The organism is Pseudomonas sp. NPDC089407 (assembly GCF_044900445.1).
In the GTDB taxonomy this organism is placed as follows: Bacteria; Pseudomonadota; Gammaproteobacteria; order Pseudomonadales; family Pseudomonadaceae; genus Aquipseudomonas.
In genome coordinates, this window is the sequence record NZ_JBJDNB010000026.1 from 69161 (window position 1) to 91585 (window position 22425).

Here is a 22425-nt window from a genome sequence, read left to right on the forward strand (position 1 = left end):
CATGCCATCGATATTTGCCAGCCTTCGCTATTTGCCATTGCAATTGGGCATGCTGTACCTGGGAATAACGCTGATGTTGTTCTTTTTCGGTCCCTTCGGGTGGCCGGTGAGCAATGGCGGCGTATTGCTGGGCTTTCTGCTGGTGACATTGTTTGCGTTGGGTCTGGGCTACACGATGGGCGGCTACACCCAAGCGCCAGGGCGGCCGCTGCTGAATTGGCGCAGGTACTATCGAATTGGCGCACTGGCAAGCATAGCGCTGTCAATTCCTTCTACCTACGCCTATACCGGCAAGTGGCCATGGGATGTGCTTGGCGTCCTCGGTGATCAAGGGGCTGCCTATCAGGAAATGCTCAAGGCGCTGGAGACCAACGAGTCAGGTATTCGTATCCATGTGGCACTCGCGCGGGGCCTTCTTGCACCCTTTGTCTGTTGCGTCATCCCATTTGCAATCCTCAATTGGCGATCGTTGAGGTGGGTGGATATTCTGCTGCTGGTTGGACATATCAGTGCCATTCTGATTTTTTCGCTGATGCGAGGTACTGACCGCGAAACCGGAGACCTGCTGGTTTTTCTGGGGGGCTCATTCATGATCCTCGTTGGCCAGGCGTGTATCCGTCATCGGCGTTTTCCGTTTAGCGCAGCGAAGATGTTCGGGGCGGCCCTGTTGTTACTGATATTGCTGCTAGCCACATTTGCCTTGTTTCTGGAGCGCAAGGAAGCCCGTATGGGGGGCAACAGCGATTTCTGTGTTGCGGGTGGGGTGGTCTGCACGCAGCGCTCTCCCAGTGATGACCCTCTGTCGAGCAAAATGAACTTCGCGTTTGAAATGCTGACTGGCTATATGGCCCAAGGGTACTACGGCTTGTCGCTGGCGCTGAAGGAAGACTTCACCTCCACGCTGGGGTTGGGGCACTCGTCGTTCCTCATGAGCAATTACTCAAAGGTTGTCGATGAGGCCCTGTACGAACGCAGTTACTTGCACAAGGTTGACCTGGCGGGCTGGAGCGATACCGCCCAGTGGTCGACCCTGTTCACATGGATTGCCAGCGATGTGAGTTTCCCGCTGGTGCCACTGGTGATCCTGATAATGGGCTACCTGTGGGGAAGTGCCTGGAAAAGTGCATTGCTCAAGGGCAGTGAGGCGGGGGCACTGGTATTTTTGTTTCTGACGCTGTCCGTGTTGTATATGCCGGCTAATAACCAATTGACGCAGACGCTCGATGCCTATTTTGCATTTGTGTTTTGGCTGATGGTCTGGCTAAAACAGAGAGGCTCTGGCGCGGGCATGGATGAAGTCTAATTAGAAATTCCAAGAGGTTGTCATGTTCAAAGGTAAAACACTGCTGATCACCGGTGGCACGGGTTCTTTCGGCAATGCTGTCCTGAAGCGATTTCTGGACAGCGACATTGCGGAAATCCGTGTCTTCAGCCGCGATGAAAAGAAGCAGGATGACATGCGCAAGCGCTATGCCAATAGCAAGCTGAAGTTTTATATCGGTGATGTCCGTGACTACCAGAGCATACTGAATGCCAGCCGGGGTGTGGACTTCATCTACCATGCGGCCGCGCTCAAGCAGGTGCCTTCCTGCGAGTTTCATCCGCTGGAAGCGGTCAAGACCAACGTCCTGGGTACCGAGAACGTGCTCGAGGCGGCTATTCAGAACAGCGTCAAGCGTGTTGTATGTCTGAGTACCGACAAGGCAGTCTACCCGATCAATGCCATGGGTATTTCCAAGGCGATGATGGAAAAAGTCATGGTGGCCAAGTCACGTAATGTGGATAGCACCCGAACTGTGATTTGCGGCACACGTTACGGCAATGTCATGGCCTCGCGGGGGTCGGTGATCCCGTTGTTTGTTGAGCAGATCCGTGCTGGCAAGGCATTGACCCTGACCGACCCCAACATGACCCGCTTCATGATGACCCTGTCAGACGCGGTTGATCTGGTGCTGTTTGCCTTCGAACACGGTGAAAACGGTGACCTGTTCGTGCAGAAGGCACCGGCTGCTACTGTCCAGACGCTGGCTGAAGCTCTCACCGGCCTGATGGGCAAACCCGAGCATCCGATTCAAGTGATCGGTACCCGGCATGGTGAAAAGCTTTATGAGGCGCTGCTCAGCCGCGAGGAGATGGTCTGCGCGCAGGACATGAGTGATTACTACCGTGTGCCGCCAGACTTGCGTGATCTGAATTACGCCAAGTTCGTGGAGCAGGGTGAGGAGAAGATTTCCCGCACTGAAGATTACAATTCGCATAACACTGAGCGGCTGGACGTTGAGGGCATGCAGCGCTTGCTGCTCAAGCTCGATTTCATGCAGGCCATTGCGCGTGGTGAACACGCGGTGCCAGAGGAGTGACCCTCATGCATGTATTGATTACAGGGGCAGACGGTTTCATCGGCAAGAACCTGATGGTGCATCTGCGTGAGCAGCCGGGTATTGTCATTGATACGTTTACCCGCAACGATGAGGTCGCCAGCCTGCCGGCAAAGGTGGCGCAGGCCGAATTCGTTTTCCACCTGGCAGGTATCAACCGTCCGCAGGATCCTCAAGAGTTCACCACTGGCAATGTCAATCTGACGCGGGCCCTGGCGGATGCCATGCGGGCTACCGGACGGGCGATTCCGTTGCTCTACACCTCGTCGACCCAAGCCGCTCTGGACAACGTGTATGGCGCCAGCAAGCGTGGGGCGGAAGAAGTCCTGGAGGAGTTGGCGCAAGCCACTGCTGCACCGGTGTACTTACTGCGTTTGCCGAACGTCTTTGGGAAGTGGGCGCGACCGAACTACAACTCTGCAGTTGCCACGTTCTGCCACAACATTGCGCGGGACTTGCCGATCCAGGTCAATGATCGCGACGCACGTATCAGCCTTGTATACATCGACGACGTTGTCCGCTGCTTCCTCGAGATCATGCGCGGCGAGCATGCCGGCAAAGGGGCCGTCGAGGTGCAGCCGCAATACAACGCCAGTGTGGGCGAAATCGCTGATCATCTGCATGCTTTCAAGGCCAGTCGCGACAACTTGATCACCGAGCCGGTTGGCACCGGTTTCCTGCGTGCCTTGTACTCTACGTACGTCAGCTATCTGCCCGAAGAGCGTTTTACGTACGAGGTACCCCGGCACGGTGATGAGCGTGGTGTCTTCGTCGAAATGCTCAAGACGCGTGACAGCGGCCAATTTTCTTATTTCACTGCGCATCCAGGTATCACCCGCGGTGGCCACTACCACCACACCAAGACCGAAAAGTTTCTAGTCATCAAGGGCACTGCAAACTTCCGGTTCCGTCATATGGTGTCGGGGGAGTTCTATGAACTGCAAACCAGTGGTGACAAACCGGTGATCGTGGAAACCGTGCCTGGTTGGACCCATGACATCACCAACATCGGTGATGAAGAGATGGTAGTCATGCTATGGGCCAACGAGATCTTTGACCGGGCGCTCCCCGATACCTATGCCAAGCCCCTGACCGCTTGAGCGACTGCATCAGTAAGGAAGAGAAATGAAAAAGCTGAAGGTTGTCACTGTTGTAGGGACGCGCCCAGAGATCATCCGGCTGTCCCGGGTCATGGCTGCGCTGGACCAGCACTGCGAGCATGTATTGGTGCATACCGGGCAAAACTACGATTACGAATTGAACGAGATTTTCTTCAACGACCTGGGTATCCGCAAACCGGACCACTTTCTTAATGCGGCGGGTGCGACAGGCGCCGAGACCATCGGCAACGTAATCATCGCAGTGGACAAGGTGCTGGCTGAAGTCGTGCCGGAAGCCCTGCTGGTGCTAGGTGATACCAACAGTTGCATGGCCGTGATCCCGGCGAAGCGTCGCAAGATCCCGACCTTCCACATGGAAGCCGGCAACCGCTGTTTCGACATGCGCGTTCCTGAGGAGATCAACCGCCGCATCGTCGACCACACTGCAGATATAAATCTGACCTATAGCACCATTGCCCGCGACTATCTGCTGCGCGAGGGCCTGTCTCCGGACATGGTGATCAAGACCGGTAGCCCGATGTTCGAGGTGCTCAACCACTATCGGCCATCGATCGAAAGCTCCGCGGTCTTGCAGCGCCTAGCGCTGGAGGAGGGGCGCTTCTTCGTGGTGAGTGCGCATCGTGAAGAAAACATCGACACAGACAAGAACTTCCTCAAGCTGGTCGACGTGCTCAATACGGTGGCAGAACACTATGACCTGCCGGTGATCGTTTCCACCCACCCGCGCACGCAAAAGCGTGTGGATGCCCTTGGCGTGAAGTTCCACGCTAACGTGCGTTTGCTCAAGCCGCTTGGGTTCACCGATTACAACAAGCTGCAGCTTTCGTCCAAGGCCGTGTTGTCTGACAGCGGGACGATCAACGAAGAATCGTCGATCCTCAACTTCCCTGCGCTGAACCTGAGAGAGGCACACGAGCGCCCGGAAGGCATGGAAGAGGCCGCAGTGATGATGGCTGGGCTTGAGGTAGAGCGCGTGCTGCAGGGGCTGGCCTTGCTGGAAAGCCAGCCGCGCGGCGAGCTGCGCGGCCTGCGTCTGGTCGAGGATTACAGCATGCCCAACGTTTCGGAAAAGGTTGTGCGGATTATCCACAGTTACCGGGACTACGTAATGCGTACTGTCTGGAGAAGGTACTGATTGCCCATGGCCACACGCATACTGCTGCTGACCCAATGGTTCGATCCAGAGCCAACCTTCAAGGGGTTGGTCTTCGCTCGTGAGCTGGTGGCCCAAGGCTTCGAGGTCGAGGTCATCACCGGATTCCCTAATTACCCGGGAGGCAAGATTTACCCGGGTTATCGGGTAAAGCTCATTCAGCGTGAAATCATCGATGGCGTGCGGGTTACCCGTGTCCCGCTCTACCCCAGCCATGGGCAGGGCGGGCTCGGTCGCGTGCTCAACTATGTGAGTTTCGCAGCCAGTAGCTTGTTGTACGGGCTGTTCGGGGCGCGCAGGCCTGATGTTATCTATGCGTACCACCCACCATTGACGGTTGGCATGTCTGCAGCGCTGATCCGCCTGTTCCGCAGGGTTCCGGTCGTCTACGACATTCAGGACATGTGGCCTGATACGTTGCGGGCGACGGGTATGTTTTCGAACGAACGGGCGCTGCGCGTGGTCGGTCGTGTTTGCGACTGGGTCTATCGGTGTTCGGACCAGATCGTAGTGCTGTCGCCCGGGTTCAAGCGGTTGCTGATCGAGCGTGGTGTTCCTGCTGCAAAAATCGACGTGATCTACAACTGGTGTGCCGAAGAACTGGTGTGTGCAAAGGGGGTAGAGGCCCCTGTCGGCTTCCCCGCGCCATCGTATTTTCGCGTACTTTTTGCCGGAAACATAGGCAAGGCGCAGGCATTGGATGCGGTGATCGAGGCGGCGGCTATGCTCAAGGAGCGGGCACCCGGTATTTCGCTGGTTTTCCTGGGTGGCGGGGTGGACGTCGAGCGTTTGAAAGCGCTCTCCAGTGAACGGCGTCTGGACAATGTCACCTTCCTGCCAGGTGTACCCATGAGTCAGGTCAGTGCCTATCTGGCCAATGCTGATGCGCTGCTGGTGCACTTGAAGAAGGACCCGTTGTTTGCCATCACCATTCCCTCCAAGACCCAGGCGTACATGGCAGTTGGCAAGCCGCTGCTAATGGCGGTCGAGGGTGACGCGGCGGACCTTGTGAGAGCGGCAGACTGTGGCCTTGTGGTCGAGCCGGAAAATGCCCGCTCATTGGCCGAAGCCTGCATGAAGCTGGCAGCGCTGGACCTCCATGCACGCACGCAAATGGGCGAGCGGGCGGCACGCTTCTACCAGCGTGAATTGTCTCTGAAGGTCGGTGCGCAGCGGTTTGGCGAGCATTTCAGGCGTTTGCATGAATAACAGCGCGACAGCGGCCATCCATTGATCCAGTCAGGAATTGAGATGTTGAAGCGATTGTTCGATGTTCTAGCGGCCAGCATTGGCCTGTTTCTATTGTCGCCCGTCATTGCCATCGTGGCGTTGATGATCCATCGTCGCTTGGGCTCGCCGGTGCTGTTCAGGCAGGTACGCCCCGGGATGCATGGCAAGCCTTTTGAGATGGTCAAGTTTCGTACCATGCGCGATGCTGTGGATGCTCGCGGCAACGTGCTGCCTGATGCGGAGCGCATGACGCCATTCGGCAGTTTCCTGCGTGCCAGCAGCCTTGATGAATTGCCTGAGCTATGGAATGTGATCAAGGGCGATATGAGCCTGGTAGGCCCTCGGCCGTTGCTGATGGAATACCTGCCTTTGTACAACGCTGAGCAAGCGCGGCGCCATGAAGTTCGCCCCGGCGTTACGGGGTGGGCGCAAATCAATGGCCGTAATGCACTGAGCTGGGAGGACAAATTCAAACTCGACACGTGGTATGTCGACAAACGCACATTCTGGCTGGACCTGAAGATCATTTTCCTGACGGTTCGCAAGGTGGTCGTACGCGACGGTATCAGTGCGCAGGGTGAGGCAACGATGGCCAGGTTCACGGGTTCACGCAAGTGACTGACGACGGCAGTCACGAGCAAAAATCAGTCGTTCTTCAAAACACGCTGGGTGACACAGTGCCCGGGCGAGTCGATCTATTTTCATGACAGGTACGCAAAGTGCTGAATACTCCTTTTTCCCCTTGGCCTTCCTTTACTGAAGAGGAAGCCAATGCGGTTCGTGATGTCGTGCTTTCCAACAAGGTCAACTACTGGACAGGCCAGGAGTGTCGAGCATTCGAGAAGGAGTTCGCGGCCTGGGTAGGCACGGACTATGCCATTGCCTTGGCCAACGGCACCGTTGCACTTGACCTGGCCTTGCAGGCGCTGGGCATTGGAGCAGGTGACGAAGTCGTTGTTACGCCACGGACCTTCCTGGCTTCTGTGTCGAGCATCGTCAATGCAGGCGCTATTCCGGTTTTTGCCGAGGTTGACGAAGACACCCAAAACATCACCGCAGAGACCATCAAGGCCGTGCTGACACCACAGACACGCGGCATCATCTGCGTGCATTTGGCGGGTTGGCCATGCGATATGGACCCGATCATGGCGCTGGCTGACAAGCACGGCCTCAAAGTGATCGAGGATTGCGCGCAGGCCCATGGGGCAGAGTACAAAGGACGTCCAGTCGGCTCGATCGGCCATGTGGGGGCGTGGTCGTTCTGCCAGGACAAGATTATGACCACCGGTGGTGAAGGAGGAATGATCACCACCAACGACCATGCGCTGTGGTCGGCCATGTGGGCGTTCAAGGACCATGGCAAGAGTTACGAAGCGGTTTACCACCGCGAACATGCACCAGGGTTCCGCTGGTTGCACGAGAGCTTCGGTACCAACTGGCGAATGATGGAAATGCAAGGTGCGATCGGGCGCATCCAGGTGCGGCGCATGCCGGGCTGGCACCAGGCGCGTGTCGCCAATGCCGATGCCATCTGGGGCTGTGCCCGTGACTTGCCTGGCCTGCGCGTGCCGCAGGTGCCGGACGATGTAGTGCATGCCGCCTACAAGTGCTATGTGTTCGTGGAGCCGCAGGCCCTGCGTGCGGGCTGGTCGCGCGACCGCATCATCAATGAAATCGTCGAGCGGGGCGTGCCTTGCTATTCAGGTTCTTGCTCGGAAGTGTATCTGGAAAAAGCCTTCGACGGCACGGGTTGGCGGCCGCAGCAGCGTTTCGCGGTTGCCCAGGCACTTGGGGAAACCAGCCTGATGTTCCTTGTGCATCCGACACTGAGTGCAAGGGAAATCGACAAGACCTGCCAGGTACTCAAGGAGGTAATGGCCCTCGCTGCAGAATGATAGTGCGAAGCCTGGATGACCTTTAGTGAGTGAACTGCCATGGAACTGGAAGCATGATTAATAGAATGAGAGCATGGCTTTTAGCCCTGCCGCGGGGATACAAGCGCCTGCTGCAAGTCATTACAGACATTGTGCTGGTCTGGGCGGCATTGTGGCTGGCTTTTCTGGTGCGTTTGGGCATCGATGAGCTGGCCAACCCGGTTCTTGAGCATGTCTGGCTGTTCGTAGCGGCACCCATAGTGTCCATACCGCTGTTCATTCGCTTCGGCATGTACCGTGCAGTCATGCGCTACTTCGGCAACGATGCGCTGGTTGCCATCATCAAGGCGGTCAGCTTGTCGGCACTGGTGCTCGGCCTGGTGGTGTACTGGTACAGCGATCACCAGCGGCTGGTGCCACGCTCGGTCATCTTCAACTACTGGTGGTTGAGCATGATCATGGTCGGTGGTTTGCGCCTGGGTATGCGCCAGTATTTCCACGGTGACTGGTTTGTGACGGCACAACATGTGCTTTTTGCCAATCGCCAGGACGGGCTGCCACGGGTTGCCATCTATGGTGCCGGCGCTGCGGGCAATCAGCTGGTTGCAGCGTTGCGCATGGGCAAGGTCATGCGGCCGGTGGCCTTCATTGACGATGATGACGGCATTGCCGAACGGGTCATTTCCGGTCTGCAGGTGTATAAGCCAGGGCAGATTCACAAGATGTTGGAGGCCACTGGTGCTGAGGAAGTCCTGCTGGCGATTCCTTCGACCTCAAGGGCGCGGCGCCGCGAGATCCTCAGCTACCTCGAAGGTTTTCCCTTGCACGTACGCAGTGTTCCCGGGTTCATGGACCTGGCCAGCGGACGGGTAAAGGTCGATGATATCCAGGATGTCGATGTCGCCGATCTGCTCGGGCGTGATGCCGTACCCGCGCAGGAAGACTTGCTTGAGCGCTGCATCGCGGGGCAGACCGTACTGGTAACTGGGGCGGGGGGCTCGATCGGATCTGAGTTATGCCGGCAAATTGTCAGTCTGTCGCCCTGCACACTGCTGTTGTTTGAGCACAGTGAGTTCAACCTCTACAGTATCCAGTCCGAACTGGAGCAACGCATCGCCCGAGAGGCCTTGCCGATCCGGCTTCTGCCAATTCTGGGATCGGTGCGCAACCCTCGGCAACTGCTCGACGTACTGCGAAACTGGAGCGTCGACACTGTCTACCATGCCGCAGCCTACAAGCATGTGCCATTGGTCGAGCACAATATCGCCGAAGGCGTCTTGAATAACGTCATTGGCACGCTGAACACCGCTCAGGCTGCCTTGCAGGCGGGGGTGGCCAACTTCGTACTGGTGTCTACCGATAAGGCGGTGCGCCCGACCAATGTGATGGGCAGTACCAAGCGTCTGGCAGAGATCACCCTGCAGGCCCTTAGCCATGAGGCAGCCCCGGTGCTGTTCGGGGATGTAGGTAACGTGTCGCAGGTAAACCGCACGCGGTTCACCATGGTACGCTTCGGTAATGTGCTGGGGTCTTCAGGCTCTGTCATTCCGTTATTCCACAAGCAAATCAAGGCCGGGGGCCCGGTTACGGTCACGCATCCGAAGATTACCCGCTACTTCATGACCATTCCTGAAGCGGCGCAATTGGTTATCCAGGCGGGGTCCATGGGCCAAGGCGGTGATGTATTCGTACTTGACATGGGGGAACCGGTGCTGATCGCTGAGCTGGCTGAGAAGATGATTCACCTGTCGGGCTTGAGCTTGCGCTCTGAGCGTAACCCCCATGGTGACATCACTGTGGAATTTACTGGATTGCGCCCAGGTGAAAAACTCTACGAGGAGCTGCTGATTGGTGACAATGTGCTGGCCACGCGTCACCCGATGATCATGAGTGCTGAGGAAGAGTACTTGCCTTGGGAGGTGCTGAAACAGAAGCTTGGTGAATTACTGGCGGCGATCGAGCGGGATGATTACGACACTGTCCGCCAGATTTTGCGGCAGACGGTTGCCGGTTATGTACCGCAGGGTGAAATTGTCGACTTCATCCATCGTCAGCGTCGCCTCGACGCTTGAGCTCCCTGGATAACGGCGGCGGGTTGCCGCCGTTAATCGCCTCAGTTGTTGCGCGCTTTTTCTGCCTCTTCAAACATTCGGTAGTACTCCAGTGTACGCGCACGTCCGTCGCCCGGGTCGTTCAACCATGCCTTGGTTACATACGACTGGTAGGGTACGAATGGCAGTGATGCTGGGGAACGCAGGAACATGCCAATGGCTGCGAGGCTGACGCCGACTGCTAACAGGAAACCGGGTGCCCGTAACGGTAAAGCCTGTGATTTCAGAATGTCATGAATCAACACGGCCTGAACGAACGCTGCGAGGTAGTGCACGCGATTCCAGATAAGCGCAAAGTCGAACAGGAACGCCTGAGCAGCGATCAAGCACAGCAGTAAGCTGCACAACAATAGTTGGCGAGGCGACAGATAGTCGAGGGTGTACCGGGCGGCGATCAACAGCAGGCAGTTGAGCAACAGGAAGCCATGCCCGGCCAAGCTGCGGGGTGACCCGCCATACTCAGCGTAGTACCCCAGTTTTCGGGAAATGAATGGCAAGTTCAGTTGGGCAACGAAGCCCAACACAGCCTGGCCAATGCCGGCAGGCGCAATACAGTAGAACAGCACGCAGCACACCGCCACGCCAACGGCATGCTTGATTACCGGGCGCAACACATTGCGCAGGTAGATCACGCCGTAGATGATCGCCGAAAACTGAAACCCCAAGGCAATGACGAACCAGAGCAGCGAGGTTTTCGGCTTGCCTTCGGACACCATCACCATGCTCACCAGCATGGCCGATACCGCTACCGATTGCCGTATGGTGCCCATTTCAAGCGGCAGGAAAACCCAGCAGAAAACGTACGCCAGGCCAAAGACAATACGGATATTGAAATGCTTGAAAAAATACACAGTGCACATGACGTTGAACGAGCCAACGATCAATAGCAGCACCTGGAAGCTGCCGAACTGGGCAACGGCATAATTGAGCAGGTAATAGAGCGGCTCCATGGCCACTACATTATCAGGTGGCGAAAGGAAGGGGCCGCTTGCGACACCTTGGAAATAGCTTTCGTACACCATCCAGTCGAAACCGGTTTCATAGCGAAGCGCACAGACGAACCACACCAGCGCAACGCCTAGTACCCACTCAGCCGGCGTGCTGCGAACCGATAGCATGCCTAGTATCGACAGTAGCCAGAGCGCCAAGGCAACTAAAAGATAAAAACTCATTTGCCCCTCTGCTGATCAGCGTCTGTTTTGGTGGCGGGATTTGACCGTCTTCCACCCTGCCTGGCAGAAGCGCGTGATTGAGCCATATGCATACCGCTTGCAAGTGATGCGGAGTTTTCATTCCTTTTGAGCATATAGGTCGGATCCATGAGATGAGTACTGGCTAAACGTGGGGCACCGTGTGACTCGACGGCATACGATGCACCTCAGAATAAGAAAGTTCCACTGCCTTTTTGCTGCTTCCCCGACAGCCGGACCGCAGCCAATGCTTACCATGGTGTACAGGAAGAAGCTGACAGCCTTGTGATTCCCAGGTAGGCCATGCGGCAGCATGTGTAGCCATCTGGACTAAAGTCTGTAAGGTTCTGGTGTGAGAGGATCAAGTATGTTCGACAGGAGTATGGGGACGCTTCGCAGCTCGCTGCTGGCCCTGCCAAGGCGTTACAAGCGGATACTGCAGGTGATTACCGACATCCTGCTGGTATGGTTGGCCCTGTGGCTGGCATTCATGGTCAGGCTCGGCGTCGACAACCTGAGCAGCCCGATCAAGGACCACGCCTGGTTGTTTGCCTGGGCGCCCGTGGTGGCCGTTCCGTTGTTCATCCGTTTTGGCTTGTACCGTGCGGTGATGCGCTATTTCGGTAACGACGCATTGATTGCGATCATCAAGGCGGTGACGTTGTCGGCGCTCATCCTGGGGGTGATCATCTATTGGTCAAGTGACCACCAGCGCGTTGTGCCGCGGTCGATTACCTTCAATTACTGGTGGTTGAGCCTGATCCTTATCGGCGGCTTGCGTTTGATGCTGCGTCAATATTTTCTGGGTGACTGGTTTAGCATGGCTGCCCAGCACGTTCCCTTTGCTTCTCGGGATGATGGTTTGCCGAAGGTGGCCATTTACGGCGCTGGAGCGGCCGGCAACCAATTGGTGACTGCGCTTCGAATGGGCAGGGTCATGCGCCCAGTCGCGTTCATTGATGATGATGCCAGCATCACCGACAGGATTATCTGTGGGCTGCACGTGTTCAGCCCTCGGCATATTCAACGGATGATTGATCTGACCGGAGCCGACGAGCTGTTGCTGGCGATGCCTTCGATTACCCGTGCGCGCCGGCGGGAGATTATCGCCGGCCTTGAGGGGTACCCGCTGCACGTGCGCAGTATTCCGGGGTTCATGGACCTGGCCAGCGGTCGTGTCAAGGTGGATGATATCCAGGAAGTGGGTATTGCTGATTTGCTTGGCCGGGATGCGGTGCCAGCACAGAGTGACCTGCTGTCACGCTGCGTGCACAAGCAGGTGGTGCTGGTGACCGGGGCGGGCGGTTCGATTGGCAGCGAGTTGTGTCGACAGATACTGGAGCTTGAACCGACGGTTCTACTGCTGTTGGAGCATGGCGAATACAACCTCTACAGCATCCTGGGCGAACTGGAGCAGCGTGTAGCACGCGAGTCGTTGCCGACCACTGTGTTGCCGATTTTGGGTTCGGTGCGCAACCCGCATCAGCTGTACGATGTGATGAGCACCTGGCGTGTGGACACCGTATACCACGCGGCAGCCTACAAGCATGTGCCCATGGTCGAACACAACATCGCCGAGGGCGTGCACAACAATGTCTTTGGCACACTCAATGCTGCCCAAGCTGCCTTGCGGGCCGGGGTCGCCAACTTCGTGCTGATTTCTACCGACAAGGCGGTACGCCCAACCAACGTGATGGGCAGTACCAAGCGCCTGGCGGAAATGGTACTTCAGGCATTAAGCAAGGAGCCCGCGCCGGTGCTGTTCGGTGCCAGTGACAATGTGGCCCAAGTCAACAACACCCGTTTCACCATGGTGCGCTTCGGCAATGTGTTGGGTTCTTCAGGCTCGGTCATTCCGCTTTTCCATCGCCAGATCCGGGAGGGCGGCCCGGTCACCGTCACGCATCCGAAGATCACCCGCTATTTCATGACCATCCCCGAGGCAGCGCAGTTGGTAATCCAGGCCGGATCAATGGGGCAGGGTGGGGATGTGTTCGTGCTTGACATGGGCGAGCCGGTCCGAATCGTCGAGCTGGCCGAAAAAATGATTCACCTGTCTGGCTACAGTGTGCGCAGCGAGTCTAACCCCCATGGCGATATTGCAATCGAGTATTCCGGCCTGCGGCCCGGTGAGAAACTTTATGAAGAACTGCTGATTGGCGAAAACGTGATAGCCACCCGTCACCCCATGATCATGTGTGCAAACGAAGACCTGCTAGCGTGGGAGCCGCTCAAGGAGCGCCTGCGGCAATTGTTGGCAGCATTGGATATCGATGACTATCCGCGTGTACGTGTCATGTTGCGCGAAACGGTAGTCGGCTATGCGCCGGACGGGGAGATCGTTGACTGGATTTACCAGCAGCGACGGCTGGACCCCTAGTTATCGATTTTTTCGAACTGGCGCGCGGTAATTCGCAAATGAAAGTGCCATCAAGACGGGCAGGTTGAAGCATGATAGATTTGGGGCCCGTCCATGATCATACAGGGGAGTGCAATTTGATTATCTACGCAATAGTAGGGGCAGGTGGATACGGACGCGAAGTCATTCCTCTGGTCAGGGAAGCGCTGAATAGTGCGGGGAAGGCCGACGTTCAAGTGATATTTGTCGATGATGGCGAAGTTCCTGAATCCATCAATGGCTATGAAGTCGTGAGCAGCGAAGGGTTCGCTCAGCGGGCGGCGGAAAAAAAATATTTCAATGTTGCCATTGCCGACAGCAAAGTGCGCGAACGTGTCGTTGAAAAGATGCTGGCGCTGGGGGCTGAACCGTTTATGGTCAAGGCCGGGAATGTGGTCATGCTGGATGGCAATGAAGTTGCCGAGGGCGCAGTACTGTGTCCTTTCACCACCATCACTTCGAATGCAACGATTGGCAAGTATTTCCATGCCAACATTTATTCTTATGTCGCACATGACTGTGTGATTGGCGACTACGTGACCTTCGCGCCCGCCGTAAAGTGCAACGGCAATGTAGTGATCGAAGACCATGTCTACATCGGCACCGGCGCGGTGATCAAGCAAGGGCGCGCGGGCAAACCATTGCGCATTGGCCAGGGTGCGGTAATTGGCATGGGCGCCGTAGTCACCAAGGATGTCGCCGCTGGCGCCGTGGTGGTGGGTAACCCGGCAAAGCCGCTTGCACGAAAAGGGCTGGGTGGCTGATGACCGATATTGCGCTTGGCGTCATTCCCATCGATCAGATCAGCATTGGCATGACGGTCAGCTATTCGCAGACCATCACGGACGCAGATATCAAGGCGTTTGCCGGATTGAGTGGCGACCATAACCCGGTTCATGTGAATGCCGAGTACGCCGAAGCATCGCGCTTTGGCAGGCGGATTGCCCACGGCTTGATGTCTGCCGGCTTCTTTTCTGCATTGTTCGGCACCCGGCTGCCGGGTCCAGGCTGTGTGTACGTGTCCCAGACCCTGAACTTCAAGCGCCCGGTCTACATTGACGATACCGTGGTGGCGACCGTGACGGTGACGGGGGTCGATCTCAAGTCCAACAGGGTTACCTTCGATACCCTTTGCAAGGTCAAGGGCAAGGTGGTGATTGCAGGCGCCGCCGAAATCTACATCCCGCCAACCAAGCCCTGAACGGTATCAGGCTGGCCTACTGCCACCCTGGGTCGCCACACCCCAGGGTTTTCCCACCCCCACAACCCGCGTATCATCCGCCCCCACAGATCTGAACAATCCCACGCCAGCCTCAGACCAAAAGTCTTGCGCCCGCCGCGTGCATGCTGCTTCAGGTAACCAGACAATCATCAGTGACGTACAACGACCGGCCAGCTTCATGGCCAGGCCAGGCATGCCGGCTGTCCAGCGGATGGGACGGTGCCCGATGAGATTTGAAGGAATAGGTTTTGATCAAGCGTAGAAAGGTTGCAATCGTTGGCAGTGCGTACCGTTTTCCTGGCTCTTCCAATGCCGGCTTCTGGCAAAACCTGATGGAAGGTCGCGACCTGGTGACCCAGGTCGACCCGTCGCGTTGGGACAAGCGCGAGTTCCTGCACCCGGACAAGGCCAGCCCTGCAACCAGCTATACCTTCGCCTCAGGCACCCTGGGCGATATCAGCGCGTTCGACGCAGGCTTCTTCAGCATCTCGCCGCGTGAAGCTGCCATGATGGACCCGCAGCAGCGCATGCTGCTGGAAATGTGCTGGGAAACCTTCGAAAACGCCGGGGTCAAACCGTCCAGCCTGCGCGGCAGCAACTGCGGCGTGTACCTGGGCATTGCCGGTGTCGAGCAGTCGTACCGCCTGCTCGAAGACTTGTCGTCCATCGATGGCGCCACGGCCACCGGCAACACCATGAGCATCGCGGCCAACCGCCTGTCGTTCTTCTACGACCTGCGCGGGCCGAGCATGGCCATCGATACCGCGTGCTCGTCGTCGCTGGTGGCCTTCCACCAGGCCTGCCAGGCCATCCTCAGCGGTGATGTCGACCAGGCCGTGACCGGCGGCATCAGCCTGCACATGCACCCGTTCGGTTTCATGATCTTCGCCAAGGCGACCATGCTGTCGCGCACCGGCCGCTGCCAGTCGTTCGACGAACACGGTGACGGTTACGCCCGGTCCGAAGGCGGCGGGCTGTTCCTGCTCAAGGACTACGACCAGGCCGTGGCCGATGGCAACACCATTCTGGCGGTGGTGGCGGCCAGTGCAGTGAACACCGACGGGCGCAAGTCCAGCCTGACCTTGCCCAATGCCGAGGCCCAGGCCGCGTTGCTCAAGCGCGCCTACGCCCAGGCCGGCATCGCTCCCGAGCAACTGGACTACCTGGAAGCCCATGGCACCGGTACCGCGGTGGGTGACCCGATCGAAACCCGCGCCATCGGCGAGGCACTGGGCCAGGGGCGTGGCGCCGGCAACCCGCTGCCGATCGGCTCGGTGAAGAGCAACCTCGGCCACCTGGAAGCAGCCTCGGGTGCGGCGGGCCTGATGAAGGCGCTGAACTGCCTGACCGAGCGCACCGTGCCCGCCACCATTGGCGTACAGGCGCTGAACCCGAACATCGCCTTTGCCGACCTCAACCTGCAGGTGGTTACCGAACCCTTGCCGCTGAAGGCCGAAGGCCAGCTGACCGTGGGTGTGAACTCGTTCGGCTTTGGCGGGGCCAACGCCCACGTCATCCTGCAAAGCCCCGAGCCGCAAGCACCTGCTGCACCCGCAACGGTTGCCCAGCGGGTGCCGCTGCTGCTTAGCGCCAAGAGCGAAGAAGGCCTGCGCGCAACCGCCGAGCGCTTTGCCGCCTTCCTGGCCGAGCATCCCCAGGCCGACTACTACGATGTCGCCTACCGGGCCATGTACCGCCGCGATGCGCACAGCCACCGGCTGCTGCTGGTCAGCGACAATGCTGCCGAAGCCGCCCAGGCACTGGACGACTACGCCCAGGACCCGACCCTTAGCGAGCTGAGCGCGCTGCTGGAGGCCGGCCAGGCGCTGGACGGCGCGTCGGCCCCGGTGTTTGTCTATTCCGGCAACGGTTCGCAATGGCAGGGCATGGGCCGGGCGCTGCTCGACCAACCGCTGTTCGCCGCTGCTGTGGATGAAGTGGACGCACTGTTCCAGCCGTTGGCCGGCTACTCGCTGCGCGCCGAACTGCTGGGTGACAACGGCGAAGGCCGCTATGCCCGTACCGAAATTGCCCAGCCGGCGCTGTTTGCCCTGCAAGTGGCGGTGACCAAGGTACTGGCTGCCGAAGGCATTCAGCCGGTGGCGGTGATCGGCCACAGTGTGGGTGAAGTGGCCGCCGCCTGGGCCAGCGGTGCGCTGAGCCTGGAAGACGCCACCCAGGTCATCTACCACCGCAGCCGCCTGCAAGGCCTGACCCGTGGCACCGGGCAGATGACCGCGGTCGGCCTGTCGGCTGAGGCCACGGCGCAACTGATTGCCGAACTGAAACTGGACGGCCGCCTGGTGGTGGCCGGCGAGAACAGTGCCCGCGGCGCCACCGTGGCCGGTGAAGTCGACGCCCTGGCAGCGCTGGAAGAGGCCCTGGGCGAGCGCCAGGTGTTCGCCCGCCGCCTGGACCTGGACTACGCCTTCCATTCGCCGGCCATGAACCCCATCGAGCAGGCGGTCATCGCCGACCTCGCACACATTCGCCCGCGTGCCACGCACATTCCGTTCTACTCCACCGTGGTCGGTGGCCAACTGGACGGCGAGCGCCTGGACAGCCAGTACTGGTGGCAGAACATTCGCTTCCCGGTGCTGTTCCAGGGGGCGCTGGCGGCGCTGGTGCGCAGCGGCCTGAACCTGTTCGTCGAAGTAGGCCCGCACGCGATCCTGCGCAGCTACGTCACCGACGTGCTGGCCGAATGCGAACAGCCAGGGCAGGTGGTTGCCACCCTCAAGCGCAACGACCACAGCCCGCTGCTGCTGGAACGTACCGTCGCGCGCCTGCAGATTGCCGCGGTCGAGCCGCAGTGGCCGGTACGTTTCCCGGTGGCCGGGCGCCCGCTGCGCCTGCCCAACTATGCCTGGCAGCATGACCACTTCAGTTTGCCGGTGAGTGCCGAGGCCAATGGCCAACTGACCCACCAGCGCGTCCACCCGCTGCTCGGCTACCCGGTACCCGACCGCGCACTGACCTGGGAAAACCGCCTGGACACCCAGCAGTACCCGACCCTGGCCGACCACAAGGTCGGTGAGTCGGTACTGTTCCCGGGGGCAGGCTTTGCCGAACTGGCCCTGGCCGTGGCGCAACTGCACCAGCCGGGCGAGTTCGTCGATATCGAAGAGCTGGAAATCCACAACCCGTTACTGCTCAGCAGCGATAACAGCAAGAAAGTACGCGTGCAGGTCGAAGAGGCCGACGGCACCTTGCGTATCAGCTCACGCACGCTGATGCACCGCGAAGACTGGGTGCAGCACGTGGTGGCCCGCCTGCCGGGCGAAGCCCGCGGTGTGCTGCTGGACGCCCGCGCCCCGGCGCTGCCGGCACGCCCGGCCGACTTTACCGGCGAGCAGCACCTGGCGATGACCCGCGCGGTGGGCCTGAACTACGGCCCGGCCTACCAGACCGTGGCCGCCGCCTGGGTAACGCCAGAGCAGGTGCTGGCCCAGTTGGTTGTGCCAGCTGCCATCGAACACGAACTGGCTGGCCTGCACCTGCACCCGGCATTGCTGGACGGTGCCTTCCAGCTGATTACCGAGCTGCTGGCCAGCCGCCCGGGCCGTAACGACGGCCTGGCCTTTATCCCGGTCAAGCTGGGCCGCATCGCCTTCACTAACGCCGGCGGTGTACCGGTGCTGGCCGAGGTGCGCCAGCGCAAGCGCACCGCGCATTCGCTGCTGGTCGACTTCACCCTGTTCGATGCCAGCGGCGCTGCCGTGCTGGCGATCAAAGACGCGCGCATGCGTGCCGTACGCCTGCAGTACGACCGCAGCGGCGATATCAAACGCATGGGCCATGTGGGCCTGGCGGCGCCGGGCAAGGTGGTGCCGCTGCAGCGCCATGCCGTGGCCCACACGCCGCTGGCCGAAGCCCTGCAACGCCTGGCCGACGAGCCGGCGCAGGTGCGTTACCTGAACGAAGTGGAACCGCTGCTGGACGTGCTGTGCAGCAGCTTTGTGCTGGATGCCGTGGAGCAGGCCGGTGGCCGCCTGAGCGCCGAGCAGGTGGCACTGTGGTCGCAGGCCCAGGGCGACTTCCTGGCGGCGCTGCTGCGCCAGGCCGAGCAGGACGGCAGCTTGCTGCGCAGCGCCGACGGCGGCTGGCAACTGGCTGACCAGGGCGAGCGCCCGGCGTCGGAAGCCATCTGGCAAGAGCTGTTCCAGAGCTACCCCGAGTACTTCCAGATTATCCACACGGTGGGCCGTATCGGCCGCCACCTGCCGGCCTTGCTCGATGGCAGCGTGCTGTTCGACACCCTGCAGCCACGGGAAACCAGCGCAGCCAGCCTGGCGCGCCTGGTGCTGGGCGCGGCGGGGCAGCAGCAGTTGCTGACCGGCATCGGCCAGACCTTGGCCGAGCGCCTGGCGCAACTGCCTGCTGGCCAGCGCCTGCGTGTGCTGGAAATCGGCTTTGGCGGCGCCTCGTTTGCCGAGCTGCTGTACGCCGGCCTGGATTTCGACCGCCTCGACTATGCCTACTGCGTGGCCGAGCCCGAGCTTGAGCAGCGCCTGCGTGACGACTGCCCGGCGCTGGAGGTGCTTGGCCTGGAGCAACTGGCTGAAGCCGGTAGCTTCGACTGGGTGCTGGTGCCAACCGACCTGGGCGCACTGGGTGCGGTGGGCGATGCCTTGCGCCTGGCCTGCGGCCAACTTAACCCGCACGGCCAGCTGGCGCTGCTGGGCCAGTACCCGGCACGCTGGGCCGATTTCGTCTTTGGTGCCCAGCCCGAGTGGTGGTTGGCCGGCCCACAGCAGGCGTTGTCGCGTCAGCAGGCCCCGGCATTCTGGCGCCACGAACTGCAGCGCCACGGCCTGACGGCGCTGCGCACGTTGGACGCGTTGCCAGGTAGCGCCTGTGGCAGCTACCTGTTGCTGGCCGACAAGCCTGCCGCGGCTGAAGCCGCGCCAAGCGTGGCCGTGCAGCGCTGGGCAGTGCTTGCCGAAGCCGGGCAGGCAGCGGCGCTGAGCCTGGCCGAGCAGCTGCGCGCCCATGGCCAGCAAGTCGACCTGCTGCTGCCGGGTGATGCCCAGGCGCTGGCCACCCAGCTTGGCGCCCTGGCCCAGGCGCCGGAGCATGTGCTGCACCTGGCAGGCGTCGACAGCGCTGCCGGCCTGGACGGCCAGGCCGAGCGCTGCATGCTGGCGGCTGCACTGGTGCAGGCCTGCGAGTCGCTGGCGATTGCGCCGCAGTGCTGGCTGGTTAGCCGCGGCGCTGCCGAGCACCTGTACAGCGCCGACAGCGCCGCCGACGTGGCGGGCATCGCCGACGCTGCGTTTTGGGGCTTTGGCCGCACCCTGGCCAACGAATCGCCCACCTGCCGTATCCGTCAGCTCGACCTGGCCCATGCGGCAGCGATCGAACTGGCGTTGCCAGCGTTGCTGCATGCCGACAACGAAACCGAGCTGGCCCTGGATGCCGAAGGCCGTCGCTATGTGCCGCGCCTGCGGGTGCTGGCTGACCAGCCGCGCCACAGCGCCAGCGAAGCACAGTGGGTATGCCTGGGCTTCGACCTGCCTGGCCAGCTGCGCAACCTGCGCTGGGAAGTGCGCGAGCCGCGCCAGCCCGCGGCAGACGAGCTGGATATCGCCGTACGTGCCACCGGCCTTAACTTCCGCGATGTGATGTTCGCCCTTGGCCTGCTGTCGGACGAAGCCATCGAAAACGGGTTCTCCGGCCCCACCCTGGGCTTTGAATTTGCCGGTGTGGTCGAAGGCAAAGGTGCCGATGTGCTCGGCGATTTTGCCCCGGGTGACCGCGTGGTGGGCTTTGGCCCGTGCAGTTTCGCCAACCGCCTGGTGACCAACGCCAACGCCGTGGCGCGCATCCCTGAAGGGATGTCGTTCGAGGCGGCGGCGACCATTCCGAGTACCTTCTTCACCGTGTACTACGCGCTGCATCACCTGGCGCGCCTGGAGCCGGGCGAGAAGGTGCTGATTCACGGTGCTGCCGGTGGCGTGGGCATTGCCGCCATCCAGATTGCCAAGTGGCTGGGGGCAGAGATCCATGCCACGGCCGGCAGCGACGAGAAGCGCGACTTCCTGCGCCTGCTGGGCGTAAACAACGTCTACGACTCGCGCTCGCTGGCCTATGCCGACCAGGTGCTGGCCGCCACTGGCGGGCGTGGCGTGGATGTGGTGCTGAACTCGCTGGCCGGTGAAGCCATCAACCGCAACTTCCAAGTACTCAAGCCGTTTGGCCGCTTCCTGGAGCTGGGCAAGCGCGACTTCTACCAGAACACCCGCATCGGCTTGCGCCCGTTCCGCAACAACATCAGCTACTTCGGTATCGACGCCGACCAGCTGATGAGCGAGCGCCCAACGCTCACCCGCCGGCTGTTCGCCGAAATGATGGAGCTGTTTGCCCAAGGCATTTTGCACCCGCTGCCGTTCCGCGAGTTCGACGCCAACCAGGTGGTCGAAGCTTACCGCTACATGCAGCAGGCGCGGCAGATCGGCAAGGTGGTGGTGACCTATGCCAACCCCATCCAGCAGACCGTCGACACCCGCGCGCAGCCGCCGCGGGCCTTGCAGCTGGCCGCCGATGCCAGCTACCTGGTCACCGGTGGCGTGGGTGGCTTTGGCTTGCGCACGGCGCAATGGCTGATCGACAAGGGTGCCCGCCACCTGGTGCTGCTGGGCCGCCGCGGCCCGGCCAGCGTCGAAGCCCAGCCGCAGCTGGCGCTGTGGCAGGCGCAAGGTATCGATGTGCAGGCGGTGGCCTGCGACATCACCGACCGCGGGCAACTGCAGGGCGTGTTCGAGCGCATCGCTGCCAGCCCATGGCCACTGCGTGGCCTGGTGCATGCGGCCACCGTGATCGACGACAGCCTGATCCGCAACCTTGAGGCAGACCAGCTGCGCCGCGTGCTGGAGCCCAAGGCCAAGGGCGCGCAGTACCTGCATGAGCTGACGCAGTGCCTGGCGCTGGACTTCTTCGTGATGTTCTCCTCGGCCACCACCCTGTTCGGCAACCCCGGCCAGGCCAACTACGTGGCGGCCAACCACTGGCTCGAAGCCCTTGCACGGCACCGTCGTGCCCAGGGCCAGGCAGCCACTGCCGTGCTGTGGGGTGCCATCGACGATGTCGGCTTCCTGGCGCGCAACAGCCAAATCAAGGACGCCCTGCAAAGCCGCATGGGTGGCGCTGCCTTGCGCGCCGACGTGGCCCTGGCCCAGCTCGAGGCCATGCTGCTGGACGGCGACAACGGCCATGGCGTGCTGGAGCTGGACTTCAAGGCGCTGGCGCGCTTCCTGCCGAGTGCCGGCACGCCACGCTTTGTTGAACTGGCCCGCGCCTATGGCGGTGACCAGGAAGACGAAGGCAGCAGCGAAGACATCCAGCGCATGCTGGCGGAACTTGACGATGCCGAGCTGCTCGAACGCTTCGCCGAGATGCTCAAGCATGAGGTATGCGAGATTCTGCGCCTGCCGCCGGCCCGCCTGGATGCCCAGCGGCCGCTGCAGGAACTGGGGCTCGATTCGTTGATGAGCGTGGAGCTGGTGGTGGCACTGGAGGAACGTTTTGGTATTCGCCTGCCGGTGATGGAACTGAGCGACAGCTCCAGCATCGACAAGCTGGCCGTGCGCCTGCTGGAGCTGCTGCGCGGTGACGCGGGCAGCGGCGAAGAGCAACTGGCGCAGAATGTGCTTGCCCGCCATGGCAGTGAACACAGTGCCGAAGAGTTGGCACAGATGAACGCAGCCTTGGCCGACAGCAGCGCGGCACCTAACCGATTGATTGATTAA

The 22425-nt window shown here is 60.4% G+C and carries 13 protein-coding genes; 12 read left to right on the forward strand and 1 reads right to left on the reverse strand.

Going from position 1 to position 22425, the window contains the following annotated elements; translation table 11 throughout:
• Position 1 precedes the first annotated feature (1 nt).
• From ACI2KG_RS19865 to ACI2KG_RS19900, 8 genes are all read left to right on the forward strand, one after another.
• Entirely contained in the window at positions 2-1303 is a 1302-nt protein-coding gene (locus tag ACI2KG_RS19865; RefSeq protein ID WP_404662973.1) for a hypothetical protein, read from the forward strand.
• 22 nt (positions 1304-1325) lie between these two features.
• A complete protein-coding gene (locus ACI2KG_RS19870; RefSeq protein ID WP_404662974.1) occupies positions 1326-2360 on the forward strand; it encodes a polysaccharide biosynthesis protein in 1035 nt (344 codons plus the stop codon).
• A 5-nt stretch (positions 2361-2365) separates the two neighbouring features.
• Positions 2366-3478 (forward strand): NAD-dependent epimerase/dehydratase family protein, encoded by a 1113-nt coding sequence (locus ACI2KG_RS19875; RefSeq protein ID WP_404662975.1) that lies wholly within the window; start codon positions 2366-2368, stop codon positions 3476-3478.
• A 25-nt stretch (positions 3479-3503) separates the two neighbouring features.
• Entirely contained in the window at positions 3504-4634 is a 1131-nt protein-coding gene (gene wecB / locus ACI2KG_RS19880) for a non-hydrolyzing UDP-N-acetylglucosamine 2-epimerase (RefSeq protein WP_404662976.1), read from the forward strand.
• A gap of 6 nt (positions 4635-4640) precedes the next feature.
• On the forward strand, positions 4641-5861 hold the full coding sequence (locus ACI2KG_RS19885; protein WP_404662977.1) for a glycosyltransferase family 4 protein: 1221 nt from the start codon (positions 4641-4643) through the stop codon (positions 5859-5861).
• Positions 5862-5903: 42 nt separating this feature from the next.
• Entirely contained in the window at positions 5904-6500 is a 597-nt protein-coding gene (locus ACI2KG_RS19890) for a sugar transferase (RefSeq protein ID WP_404662993.1), read from the forward strand.
• 101 nt (positions 6501-6601) lie between these two features.
• Entirely contained in the window at positions 6602-7777 is a 1176-nt protein-coding gene (locus ACI2KG_RS19895) for a DegT/DnrJ/EryC1/StrS family aminotransferase (RefSeq protein WP_404662978.1), read from the forward strand.
• A 53-nt stretch (positions 7778-7830) separates the two neighbouring features.
• On the forward strand, positions 7831-9828 hold the full coding sequence (locus tag ACI2KG_RS19900) for a polysaccharide biosynthesis protein (RefSeq protein WP_404662979.1): 1998 nt from the start codon (positions 7831-7833) through the stop codon (positions 9826-9828).
• A 41-nt stretch (positions 9829-9869) separates the two neighbouring features.
• On the opposite strand, the gene ACI2KG_RS19905 is transcribed toward ACI2KG_RS19900, so the two are convergent.
• Positions 9870-11039, reverse strand: a complete 1170-nt coding sequence (locus ACI2KG_RS19905) for an EpsG family protein (RefSeq protein ID WP_404662980.1) — start codon at positions 11037-11039, stop codon at positions 9870-9872.
• Between the two features lie 400 nt (positions 11040-11439).
• Here ACI2KG_RS19905 and ACI2KG_RS19910 point away from each other — a divergent pair, with 400 nt between their 5' ends.
• The 4 genes from ACI2KG_RS19910 (at position 11440) to ACI2KG_RS19925 (ending at position 22425) form a co-directional block, all read left to right on the forward strand.
• Complete coding sequence (locus ACI2KG_RS19910; RefSeq protein WP_404662994.1) at positions 11440-13437, forward strand: polysaccharide biosynthesis protein; 1998 nt, start codon at positions 11440-11442, stop codon at positions 13435-13437.
• A 116-nt stretch (positions 13438-13553) separates the two neighbouring features.
• Positions 13554-14219: an acetyltransferase gene (locus ACI2KG_RS19915; protein WP_404662982.1), complete on the forward strand. Its 666-nt coding sequence runs from the start codon at positions 13554-13556 to the stop codon at positions 14217-14219.
• On the forward strand, positions 14219-14656 hold the full coding sequence (locus tag ACI2KG_RS19920; protein ID WP_404662983.1) for a MaoC family dehydratase: 438 nt from the start codon (positions 14219-14221) through the stop codon (positions 14654-14656). The genes ACI2KG_RS19915 and ACI2KG_RS19920 overlap by 1 nt, the downstream gene beginning before the upstream one ends.
• Before the next feature lie 269 nt (positions 14657-14925).
• On the forward strand, positions 14926-22425 hold the full coding sequence (locus tag ACI2KG_RS19925) for an SDR family NAD(P)-dependent oxidoreductase (protein ID WP_404662984.1): 7500 nt from the start codon (positions 14926-14928) through the stop codon (positions 22423-22425).

Bases quoted from the DNA above. Each gene is read 5' to 3' on its own strand.
- ACI2KG_RS19905 (WP_404662980.1), bottom strand. From the start codon at position 11,039: ATGAGTTTTTATCTTTTAGTTGCCTTGGCGCTCTGGCTACTGTCGATA.
- ACI2KG_RS19910 (WP_404662994.1), top strand. From the start codon at position 11,440: ATGGGGACGCTTCGCAGCTCGCTGCTGGCCCTGCCAAGGCGTTACAAG.
- ACI2KG_RS19875 (WP_404662975.1), top strand. From the start codon at position 2,366: ATGCATGTATTGATTACAGGGGCAGACGGTTTCATCGGCAAGAACCTG.
- wecB (WP_404662976.1), top strand. From the start codon at position 3,504: ATGAAAAAGCTGAAGGTTGTCACTGTTGTAGGGACGCGCCCAGAGATC.
- ACI2KG_RS19890 (WP_404662993.1), top strand. From the start codon at position 5,904: ATGTTGAAGCGATTGTTCGATGTTCTAGCGGCCAGCATTGGCCTGTTT.
- ACI2KG_RS19870 (WP_404662974.1), top strand. From the start codon at position 1,326: ATGTTCAAAGGTAAAACACTGCTGATCACCGGTGGCACGGGTTCTTTC.
- ACI2KG_RS19900 (WP_404662979.1), top strand. From the start codon at position 7,831: ATGATTAATAGAATGAGAGCATGGCTTTTAGCCCTGCCGCGGGGATAC.
- ACI2KG_RS19885 (WP_404662977.1), top strand. From the start codon at position 4,641: ATGGCCACACGCATACTGCTGCTGACCCAATGGTTCGATCCAGAGCCA.
- ACI2KG_RS19865 (WP_404662973.1), top strand. From the start codon at position 2: ATGCCATCGATATTTGCCAGCCTTCGCTATTTGCCATTGCAATTGGGC.
- ACI2KG_RS19920 (WP_404662983.1), top strand. From the start codon at position 14,219: ATGACCGATATTGCGCTTGGCGTCATTCCCATCGATCAGATCAGCATT.